This window comes from Pseudomonas sp. 06C 126 (assembly GCF_001855215.1).
In the GTDB taxonomy this organism is placed as follows: Bacteria; Pseudomonadota; Gammaproteobacteria; order Pseudomonadales; family Pseudomonadaceae; genus Aquipseudomonas; species Aquipseudomonas proteolytica.
Window position 1 is genome coordinate 56,439 of record NZ_MIFU01000081.1, and the last position, 11,210, is coordinate 67,648.

The window sequence follows — 11,210 nt, forward strand, 5'->3', positions numbered from 1 at the left end:
GGCTCCACTTACTTCTTGGCAGGCGCGGCGGCTTTTTTCGCCGGAGCCAATTCGTTGGTCATGTCTTCCAACAGCTTGTTCACGACCGGTACGGCGCTTTCCAGTTTGGCCTGGGTCAATTGGGCCGATTGCTGGGTCAGTTGCGGCATTTTCTCCAGGACTTTCTTGCCCAGTGGCGATTTGTAGAAGGCAACCAGGTCCTTGAGTTCTGACTCACTGAAGTTGCTGGTGTACAGCTTGACCATGTCCGGCTTGAGCTTGTTCCAGCCAATGGCCTGGTCCAGGGCGGCGTTGGCCTTGGCCTGGTAGGTATCCAGAACGGTTTGCTTGGCGGCAGGCGCCTTGGTCTGCTCGAAACGCTGGGCAAACATTTGCTGCACTTGCATGTACACCGGGGTGCCGAGCTTGTCTGCGTGAGCCAGGGTCAGGAAGGCTTCGGCACTGGCGTTGTGGCTGGCGGTATCGGCAAGAACCTGGCCGCTGGCACATACCAGGGCAACCGCGGTACAGATGGCACGAAGACGAGTCATCGAGTTTCCTTTCTAGCTGGCGAGGTAAGACCCCAAGGGCGACCATTCTGCGCCTAAAAAACGCCGGTACTCAACCCCACGCCTTGTAGGGCCTGGTTTTGCGGGGGATTGCCCGATGAAATGGCTTTTATGGAACCCAAGCGTGCCTCCAGGGCCTAAACTGCGCAAACCGACTACAAGGAGAGTCACCGCGATGAGCCGTATCGAAACCGACAGCCTGGGCGAAGTACAAGTCCCGGATGACGCTTACTGGGGCGCACAGACCCAGCGTTCACTGGTCAATTTCGCCATCGGCGAGCAACGCATGCCACTGGCGGTCCTGCACGCCCTGGCGCTGATCAAGAAGGCCGCGGCGCGGGTCAACGATCGCAATGGCGACCTGCCCGCCGACATCGCCCGCCTGATCGAACAGGCCGCTGACGAAGTGCTCGACGGCAAGCACGATGACCAGTTCCCGCTGGTGGTCTGGCAGACCGGCAGTGGCACCCAGAGCAACATGAACGCCAATGAGGTGATCGCCGGCCGCGCCAATGAGCTGTCGGGCAAGCCCCGTGGCGGCAAGAGCCCGGTGCACCCCAACGATCACGTCAACCGTTCCCAGAGTTCCAACGACTGCTTCCCCACTGCCATGAGCATTGCCACCGTACAAGCGGTGCATGAGCAGTTGCTGCCAGCGCTGCGTGAGCTGTCCGGTGGGCTGGCCGAGTTGTCGGCGCGCCATATGAAGCTGGTCAAGACCGGCCGCACCCACATGATGGACGCCACGCCCATCACCTTTGGCCAGGAAGTCTCGGCGTTTATCGCGCAACTCGATTATGCCGAGCGCGCCATTCGCAGTGCCCTGCCCGCCGTCTACGAACTGGCACAAGGCGGCACGGCGGTCGGCACCGGCCTGAACTCGCCCCATGGCTTTGGCGAGGCCATTGCCGCAGAAATCGCCGCGTTGTCCGGGCTGCCGTTTGTCACCGCCCCCAACAAGTTCGCCGCGCTGTCGGGCCATGAGCCGCTGACGACTTTGTCCGGCGCCTTGAAAACCCTGGCCGTGGCCTTGATGAAAATCGCCAACGACCTGCGCCTGCTAGGCTCGGGCCCACGCGCCGGGCTGGCTGAAGTGCGCCTGCCGGCCAATGAGCCGGGCAGTTCGATCATGCCCGGCAAGGTCAACCCGACCCAGTGCGAAGCGCTGTCGATGCTGGCCTGCCAGGTGCTGGGCAATGACGTGACCATCGGCATTGCCGCAAGCCAGGGGCATTTGCAGTTGAACGTGTACAAGCCGGTGATTATCCACAACCTGCTGGAGTCGATCCGCCTGCTCGCCGACGGCTGCCGCAACTTCCAGGAACATTGCATCGCCGGCCTTGAACCCGACGCCGAGCAAATGGCCGAGCACCTGGAGCGCGGGCTGATGCTGGTGACGGCGCTGAACCCGCATATCGGCTATGACAAGTCGGCAGAGATTGCCAAGAAAGCCTATGCCCAAGGGCTGACCCTGCGCGAAGCGGCGCTGGAGTTGGGCTACCTCACCGATGCCGAATTCGACCAGTGGGTACGCCCGGAAAACATGCTCGAAGCCGGGCACTGATCCCCTCTCCTACAGAGGTTGTATCAACCTTGCGCGCCGGGCCTTGAGCCCGGCGATCAAGGACGGGGCCAACGCCACCGATGCCGATCCCAGCACCACCAGCACCGCGCCACCGTAGCCCAGGCCATTGATCTGCTCGGCGTGCACATAGTCGGGCCACAGCCATGCCGCAATCGCCACCGCCACGAACGTCACCAACGGCGTGATCGCCAGGGTCGCGCTGACCCGCGAAGCCTCCCAGTGGGCCAAGGCCTCGGCAAAGGCGCCGTAGGCAATCAGGGTATTGAAACAGCACGCCAGCAGCAGCCAGCCTTGCAACGGGCTCAGTTGCAGCGCCTCCATGGGATGCACCCAGGGCAGCAGCAGAAATGCGCAGCTCAGGTAGATCACCATCATGACCTGCAGGGAATTCCACACCGTCAACAATTGCTTCTGGCCCAGGGCGTAGAACACCCAGATGGTGGTTGCCAGCAGAATCGTCAGCACCCCGGCGGTGTAAGTGCCCAGGGACGTCAACAGCTCTGCCAGGCGCTGGTTGAAGAACAGCGCAAAACCGATGATCAATACCAGCAGGCCTACGCCCTGCCCCAGGCTGAAACGCTCCTTGAACAGGAACACGCTGGCAATCATCAGGAAGATCGGCCCCATCTGCACCACCAGTTGCGCGGTGCCGGGGCTCAACATCTTCAGCCCGACCAGATAGAGCACGTAGTTGCCCACCAGTCCGCATACCGCCATCGCCACTAGCCAGCCACCGCGCTTGCCCAGGACTTTGGGGCTGGGCAGACGCTTGACGGCGGCCAGGTAAATGAACAGGCAAGTGCCGGACACCATCAGGCGAAACCAGGTCACGGTGATCGGGTCCATCACCTGCAGGACCTGCTTGAGCTTGATCGGCAAAATGCCCCAGAGCAGCGCGGTCAGCAGGGTCAGGGATAAACCGTAGACCCAGCGGCCGGAAGAGATGTGCATGAGTGCCCCAAGAGCCAGAGGTAGAGGAACCTGCATTCTAGGGGGATGTGGGTAGACCTTGGCGAAGTTTTTTATCAGACACACCACAAATCAACGGTGGGCTTGCTCGCGAATGCGGTGTGTCAGTCGATATATCCATCACTGCCCCACCGCATTCGCGGGCAAGCCCGCTCCCACATTTGATCTTCGGTGTTTTATAGATCAGCGCACAGCTTCGAACAGCCCGGTTGCCCCCATCCCACCCCCGACGCACATGGTGACGATGCCGTAGCGCAAATCACGCCGCTGCAGTTCACGCACCAGATGCCCCACCTGCCGCGAGCCGGTCATGCCGAACGGATGGCCAATGGAGATCGAACCACCGTTGACGTTGTACCTGGCATTGTCGATTTCCAGGCGATTACGCGCATACAGGCACTGCGAAGCAAATGCCTCGTTGAGTTCCCACAGATCAATGTCCGCCACCTGCAGGCCACGGGCCTTGAGCAATTTGGGCACCGAGAACACCGGGCCGATACCCATCTCGTCCGGCTCGCAACCGGCAACGGTAAACCCGCGGAAAAACGCCTTGGGCTTAAGCCCCAGTTCCAGGGCTTTTTCCAGGCTCATCACCAGGGTCATCGATGCGCCGTCGGACAGTTGCGAAGAGTTGCCTGCCGTCACCGAGCCATCCTCGGCAAACACCGGCTTGAGCCCGCTGAGGCTGGCCAGGGTGGTGTCTGGGCGGTTGCAATCGTCGCGATCGACCACGCCATCAAGAATCTGTACCTCGCCGGTGTTTTTATCCTCGACCTTGTACTTGACCGCCATGGCTACGATTTCATCATCGAACAGCCCGTCAGCCTGGGCCTGGGCGGTGCGCTGCTGGCTTTGCAGGGCGTACAGGTCCTGCTCCTCGCGGCTGACGTTATAGCGCCGGGCGACAATTTCGGCGGTCTGGCCCATGGGGAAATAGATGCCCGGCACCTGCTCCTTGAGCAAGGGGTTGATCAGGTTGTCGGTATTCACGCTTTTCATGGTCAGGCTGATGGATTCGACGCCACCGGCAACAATGATGTCGCTGCAACCCGAGGCAATCTGGTTCGCCGCGATGGCAATCGCCTGCAGCCCCGAAGAACAGAAACGGTTGAGGGTCATGCCCGCGGTGCCGGTGCCAAGGCGCGACAGCACTGCCACGTTGCGGCCGATGTTGTAGCCCTGGGCTCCTTCGTTGGAACCGGCGCCGACGATGCAATCCTCGACACTGGCCGGGTCGATGCCGTTGCGGGTGAGCAAGGCGTTGACGCAATGCGCGGCCATGTCATCGGGGCGGGTCTGGTTGAACTTGCCGCGAAAGGACTTGGCCAGGCCGGTTCGCACGCTGTCGACGATCACTACTTCACGCATGGGCTACCTCAATCTTGTCGTTGTTGGGAGACAGATCGAGGATAGATCCAGCGCCAGGCGATCGCGACGATCATTCACCTGGCGTATGCAAAAGCATGGCGCTAACCCTGTAGGAGCCAAGCTCGCGCCTACTTATGCTTCTTCTTTTTGTCGTGTTTATCGGACTTGGCGAACGCCTCTTCCAGCGCCAGGTTGATGGTGCGCAATACCTTGACCCGCGCCCAGCGCTTGTCGTTGGCCTCCACCAGGGTCCAGGGGGCGATCTCGGTGCTGGTGCGGTCCACCATGTCGCCCACCGCTGCCCGGTAGGCATCCCACTTGTCGCGGTTGCGCCAGTCGTCTTCGGTGATTTTGAAGCGTTTGAAGGGGATTTCTTCGCGCGCCTGGAAGCGCTCCAGTTGGGTGTCCTTGTCAATGGCCAGCCAGAACTTGACCACGATCACCCCGGCGTCGCGCAGTTGCTCCTCGAAATCGTTGATCTCGGCGTAGGCGCGCATCCAGTCCGCAGTGCTGCAAAAGCCTTCGATCCGCTCCACCAGCACGCGGCCATACCAGGAGCGGTCAAACACGGTGAACATGCCCCGCGCCGGGATCTGCCGCCAAAAACGCCACAGGTACGGCTGGGCCCGTTCGTCTTCGGTGGGCGCAGCAATCGGTACGATGCGGTATTGGCGCGGGTCCAGCGCCGCCGCCACCCGGCGGATCGCCCCGCCCTTGCCCGCCGCGTCGTTACCTTCGAAAACCGTGACCAGCGCGTGCTTGCGCATGCGTTTGTCGCGCATCAGGCCCGAAAGCCGCGCCTGTTCGGTAATCAGTTGTTCCTCGTAGTCGTCCTTCTCCAGGCGCTGGGTCATGTCCAGGCTATCGAGCAGGTTCATCTGGTCCACGGATGATGGCAATGGCGCCGGCTGGATACCGCTGGCCTTGGTTTTGGGCACCTTCAGGGCATTTTGCAGGCTTTCCAGCAGGATCTTGCCCACTGTCAGCCCACGGTAATTGGCGTCGACGCCTTCGATCACATGCCAGGGCGCGTAGTCCCGGCTGGTGCGGCGCAGCACGCGCTCGCCAAAATGCACAAACTTGTCGTAGGTCTCGGACTGCTGCCAGTCCAGCGGGCTGATGCGCCAGCTGTGCAGCGGGTCGTCCTGCAAGGCCTTGAGCCGTGCCTTCATTTGCTTCTTGGACAGATGGAACCAGAACTTGAAGATCAGCGCCCCTTCATCGCAGAGCATCTGCTCCAGGCGTTCGGCCCCAGCGATGGCCTGGTCCAGCCGCGCATCCTTGATCTGCCCATGAACCCGCGCCTGCAACATCTGGCTGTACCAGTTGCCGAAGAACACCCCCATGCGCCCCTTGCCCGGCAATTGCCGCCAATAGCGCCAGGCCGGCGGGCGCGCCAGTTCTTCGTCGGTCTGCTGGTCGAAGGTGCGCACTTCGATCAGGCGCGGGTCCATCCATTCGTTGAGCAGCTTGACCGTCTCGCCCTTGCCGGCGCCTTCGACGCCATTGATCAGGACGATTACCGGGAAGCGTCCCTGCTGGTGCAACTCGAACTGCGCCTCCAGCAAGGCTTCACGCAATGCCGGAACTTGCGCGTCGTAAGTGTCTTTATCGACGGCGTGACCAATTTCTGCGGATTCGAACATGGGCGACTCCCTTCCAAGATGGATCAAGACTAGCGGATTGGGCTGCAAGGCGGGCAAGCAATTCCATAGGGCTTGCCGTGGATCAATCCGCAACCCTGGCGGCTAGTCTTCCGGCAGATGGCAGATGTTCAGGTCCTGATACTTCATCATCTGCTGGGTCAGGCGTTCCATCACCTCGTTGATCGCCTGCCTGCGCGGCGCGCGCAGGCCTTCCATTTGCGCCAGGTATTCGCCATCGGTGAGGTTCTGACTGTTCTCGAAAAGCGCCTGCTGCTGCCCATCAAATGGCTCGGTCGCACGCCTGAACGTCTCGGGAAACTGCTGCTTGAGATGGGCCTTCCAGAACGACAGTTGGGCAATAAACCGCAAAAACACCGGCGACAGTTCGGCGATCAGGACTTGCTCATGCGCACGCTCCAGGTTCTCGCTGGTCAAGTCAGCCAATGACCCGAAGCGCATGTGCTTGGGTTGCCCCGGCAACTGCAGGATCTTCGCCAGGCCGACCCGATACGCCAGGCTCACCTCCAGCGGGTCTTCGCTGGCATGTTCGGTGGCGTAAGTCGCCGCAATCTTTTCCAGTTCACTGAGGCGAAACAGGCCGCGCCCCAGGCTCAGCAGCACCCCAGAGTTGCCTTGCCCACGACTGGCCTGGCGCGTGGCGTTCGCCACGGCCTTGAGCACTTCGACCTGGCTGAAAATCTCTGTCGCGCCATCGACACAGTTCGCCGGATGGGCCACCAGTTGGAACACCCGCTCGCGCAACTCGACGCTGTCATGGGTCGCCTGCAAGACCTCCCAGACTCGCCGGGTCATGTCCTCGCGCACGTAACGGCTGTCGGCGGCGCCAGAGAGCTGCGCCAACAATGCCATCAGCGGCATCGATTCCGGGTCATCGCGCAGGTTGGCCCAAATCGCCCGCTTGCTGGCATCGGCCGCCGCCACCTCGTCTGGCAGCCAGGTGCGCCTGGCCTTCAGCTCAGTGAATCGTGACGAATCGTCCTCCACATAGCCCATACCGATTCCCACTGCATCGCGGTAACTGATCAGGGCGCTCATCGTCGTCGAGGACAAGGGGTTGCCCCCCAGATTGATCGCCTGGCTGAACCTGCGTGTGGAGGTGAACAACCAGTCGGGCAGCACCGTGATCCAGTTACTGCGCAGGTCGACCTGTTCCAGATGGGCCAGACGTGCGATCCCGCTGGGCAGGTCCACCAGCTTGGCATCCTCCAGTAACAGGGTCTGCAAGTCGCGCATGTTGCTTACGTCCAGATGCGACTCGATGGGGTTGTGGCTCAAGTCCAACAGACACAACGTGCTCATGTCGGCCAGCTTGCGCCGGGTGTACTCAGTCAGCGCCAACTGATTGTGGGGCAAGGCCAGGCTGTTGAGTTCGGGCATGCGCGACAGGTACTCGGGCAGGCGGGTCAGCCGGTTGCGGTCCAGGTTCAGGCGCCGCACGCCCTTGAAGCACTTCAGAAAATAAGCCACGTCATCGCCCAGGCGCATGTTTTTCAGGGACAGTTGCCGCACATGGTCGAAGCGGATCTCGGGGGGCAGGTTCGGCAATGCCCCCACGCGCATGCCATCCAGTGTCAGCCCCGGCACGGGCACTTGGTGATCATCGAGCACAAAGCTCTGGCGGCGCCAACAGGCTTCGATCCGCTCGGCCACTTGCTGGCGGCTGTGACGAATATCAGCCATGCCCGGCTGCGCCGCCAGGTCGCCGAGGTTGTTCTTCCAGTGCTTGAGGATCGAGCGCAGAAGCGTCAGGTCAGCCTGCAGGCGCGCGACGGCCTTGGCTTGGGCCAGGGCGTCAGTCCCCAGGCTTTGCAATAACTCGGCTGCCTGGACATCACTGAACAAGGGATAAATTTTCTGTACCTTGCCCACCAGCGGCCGCGGGCTGGCCGGTGAATCAGACATGCGACAGGGAACCTCCAGGGCCAGGGGCTCGCTCGCCTGATCGGAGAAAGCTTCCCCCGCCACCACACGTTCGCTTTGCGCCCGGGCAGCCAGGCGGCGGCGCAGCCTCCAAGCGTTTTCGCCAGGATGCAACGGCAACTCCAGAGCGCTGCGCTGGGTAGCCGAGAGCGTTTGCATGATCGCCTCGAACAACCCGTCGGAACCGGCCTGGGCCGCCCCCATGCTCACCCCGTGGGCATCGAACGGCGTGAATCCCGCGCCCGAGCTGACCACCACCCGACACACGCTCGCGCCCTCCTTCGCCCCCAGGGCCAACAACGGCCCGGCGGGTGAACCCTGGCGCAACTCCACTTGCAGTGCGCTGTCCCAGCCGTCGAGGTGCGGCAGCATGCGTACCGCCACGCACTGGGTGTCCAGACCGGCCAACTCCGGCTGCTCGAAACCGGCCAGGGCACGGTCCAAGCGCTGTGCCTCCAGGCTCACGCGCACCGACTCTGCCAGGGCCATGGGCACCCGCTGGTTGTCCCGCAGGGCTTGAAGCTCCACGGAGGACGCCTGAGCCATCAACTCGCGCATCACGCGGGTGGGCAATGGCGGGTAGGCCTCGCGCAACGGCGCGCCGCCCTCGGGCACCGGCCCGTCGTAGGCCTGGTACAGCTGCTCAAACAACGGTTTGCGATCAGCCTTGAGGTGCGCGAGCAATTGACGCGCCAATGCCGCGTGCTCGTCATTGGCGGGCACCCCTTCGCCCAACAGACCGGCCTTGCGTGGCGCATCCAGGCCAGACAGCAACACATCAAACACCTGCCCCTGCGCCACGGCCTGCTCGCAGAGGCTCAAGCGCCCGGCGGCATCAAACGGACCAGCGGCGGGATAACGCGCCGTAACGCTACCCTGGGCATCCAGCACCTCGAAATAATGGCCCTCGGGCCAGCCCGGCAGCAGCGGCAACGCGTGCATCTGGGTGGTCGCACTTGGCCCATTGAGGTAAGCGCCACGCTCCAATAGCCAGACCAGGTCGCGAATCGACTGCTCCAGCCTGAAGCGCTCGTACAGATCACGAAAGCGCGCCGGAAAAGGCAAGCACTCCTGCGCCAGGTGATACCCCCAGCGGTGGGGCTTGTCCATGATGTCCTTGACCAGCCGCAGCTTGCGCGATTCCAGCGCAGGGTGGCGACTGCTCGGCTCCAGGCGGGAAAACAGATAGTCCTGGTCTTCCCACTCCTCGGGATCCTCGAACGAAAACCGCCAGGCCCCCTCGCCGTTGTGCACCATCGGCGGCCGATAGGCCGCCTGCCGCGTACGGTGGCTGGCCCGCCACACACCCTGCTGCGGCTCGTAGCTCACCTGATGCAGGTTGTCGCCGACTTTGACGTAAGAGCCAGCGCCCACCTTGTACACGCCCTGGGCGTCGGCAGGCACATCGTCGCTCAGGTGTTGATCGTGGGAATACTGCCCGATGTCAGGGTGCCACAGCCGTGGCTGTCCATCCGTCGAACGCACCGCTTCCAGCGACTTGAAGTAACCGGCATAGCTTTGCCGGGTGCGCTTGAGTACGTTGCCCACGACCTTGGTCCCCGCAGCGAACAACACCATTGAGGTAATGTCCTGCGCCACGGCTACCAACTGCTTGAGCGCCTCCTCCTTGTCGCCACGGCGCCAATCCTCAATGCCCTCATACACCTCGCCGAGCATCTGCCCCACCGCCACGCTCGTCATCAACAGGCCCAATGCCGGGACCACAAAGCCGGCGAGATTGAGCAGCGTCAGCCCCGCGTCCAGGTAGTCCAGCAGACGCTGTTTGCGCACCTGCTCATCCACATCCGCCACCGGGACCGCCAGGGTCCGGGCGTCGATCTGCAATTTGCCCGCGTAGGTGGCAAAAAAGTGCTGCCCCAGGCTGGTGGTGATGGGCTTGGCCTCCAACACGCCCAGGGTACGGTGCTGGTCAAAGCGACGGAAAAAATCGACCCGGTCTATTTCCCCCAGGTACCCCGTGAAAAAGGTGCGGTAGGCGCTGACTTCCAGCTTCAGATCCAGATAGAGCTTGAAGTCGTTGAGCGATGGGTACTCAAAAAAAGGTCGCCCCGGCTCATTGGGCATGTACACCACACAGGGCTCCTGCGGGTAATCGGCAATCGGCCGGCCAGAAAACACCAGCACACTCCACAGGCAGCAATCCAGCGCATTCAAGCCCTGCCAGATGACCTGGCGCCCTTGAAACATCAGGCCCCTGGCCTGCACGGGGTCCATCTTGCGATCCAGCAGGGTGCATAACAGGCCATAGGTAGCGGCGGTGATATCGCCGCGCATGCAGGCAATGTGCGCGTCGATTTTCAGATCCAGGGTTTTCATCCAACCGATATCGAGCGCCACGCCATTGAAATAGGCGTCATCGCCGGGTTCGCCAACGTCGAGGTTGAACACGTCACTGATGTGCTGCTGATACAGGCTGCCGACATCAAGATCCCGGCAGCCCTTGGCAAATGCCTGCACGGAGACAGGGATCACCCCACCCAGACCTGAACCCGATTGCAGCCGCGACGGCGGCGCAAAATGCGCCTCTTGCGCTTGCTCCTCGGTAAAGTTCTGCAGGGCCATGTGCAACAGGGTCTGCTGCTCCAGCTTGACACTGCGGACATATTCCAGCGGCAGCACGTCTTTCTGGTATTCGTAGAAAGCCCGCACAAACAGGTCCTTGTGCGGCTCGACCGTGACCTGCCATTGCCTCTGGCAGTAGGCCTTTAACTGCGCACTGCAAAACTCATCCAGTGAGCGCAATGGGCGCAAGCGTCCTGCGACGGCGGCCCTTGCCTCGTCAAGCTGCGCGGCCTCCCGTTCCAGCGCCTCCAGTACCCCTTTGGGGGCGTTCAACATCCAGCCCGGCAGGCGCTTTTGCAGGACCTCGGCCTTGGACAGGTCGCGGGTGATTTCCAGCAACGCCGCTTGTAGCTGGCGCTGCGTCAATTGAGTACATGTCTTGGTCAAATCATCCTGGTCCGGCATGCGCAATGTCCTTTATTGCCCGTTAATCAGCCATTCACCATAACCCGACGCAAGCCTTTGAATTTACGCAGATAGTTGATCGTTAGCGGGTGCTTTACAGAGATTTTTTGCGTGCAACCATCAGCGGGCTACCACCACAGGCCGGCGCGGATCGGCCGGCGCTCC

At 62.0% G+C, this 11,210-nt stretch carries 6 protein-coding genes; 1 reads left to right on the forward strand and 5 read right to left on the reverse strand.

The genetic code is table 11. The annotated features are described in order from the left end of the window. Positions 1 to 8 precede the first annotated feature (8 nt). A complete protein-coding gene (locus BHC62_RS12620) occupies positions 9 to 530 on the reverse strand; it encodes a DUF2059 domain-containing protein (RefSeq protein WP_029298732.1) in 522 nt (173 codons plus the stop codon). Positions 531 to 723: 193 nt separating this feature from the next. On the opposite strand from BHC62_RS12620, the gene BHC62_RS12625 reads away from it, so the two are divergent. Next, the gene (locus tag BHC62_RS12625; protein ID WP_029298734.1) at positions 724 to 2,112 is read left to right on the forward strand and encodes a class II fumarate hydratase; all 1,389 of its coding nucleotides are present in this window, start codon (positions 724 to 726) and stop codon (positions 2,110 to 2,112) included. A gap of 9 nt (positions 2,113 to 2,121) precedes the next feature. Here BHC62_RS12625 and BHC62_RS12630 read toward each other — a convergent pair whose 3' ends face one another. The 4 genes from BHC62_RS12630 to BHC62_RS12645 all read right to left on the reverse strand — a co-directional run bounded on the left by BHC62_RS12630 (position 2,122) and on the right by BHC62_RS12645 (position 11,045). Next, complete coding sequence (locus BHC62_RS12630) at positions 2,122 to 3,084, reverse strand: DMT family transporter (protein WP_070995209.1); 963 nt, start codon at positions 3,082 to 3,084, stop codon at positions 2,122 to 2,124. A 201-nt stretch (positions 3,085 to 3,285) separates the two neighbouring features. After that, a complete protein-coding gene (locus BHC62_RS12635) occupies positions 3,286 to 4,470 on the reverse strand; it encodes a thiolase family protein (RefSeq protein WP_070995210.1) in 1,185 nt (394 codons plus the stop codon). 128 nt (positions 4,471 to 4,598) lie between these two features. Continuing rightward, positions 4,599 to 6,116: a polyphosphate:AMP phosphotransferase gene (gene pap / locus BHC62_RS12640; RefSeq protein WP_029298740.1), complete on the reverse strand. Its 1,518-nt coding sequence runs from the start codon at positions 6,114 to 6,116 to the stop codon at positions 4,599 to 4,601. Positions 6,117 to 6,218: 102 nt separating this feature from the next. Then, complete coding sequence (locus tag BHC62_RS12645; RefSeq protein ID WP_070995211.1) at positions 6,219 to 11,045, reverse strand: NEL-type E3 ubiquitin ligase domain-containing protein; 4,827 nt, start codon at positions 11,043 to 11,045, stop codon at positions 6,219 to 6,221. Between the last annotated feature and the right edge of the window lie 165 nt (positions 11,046 to 11,210).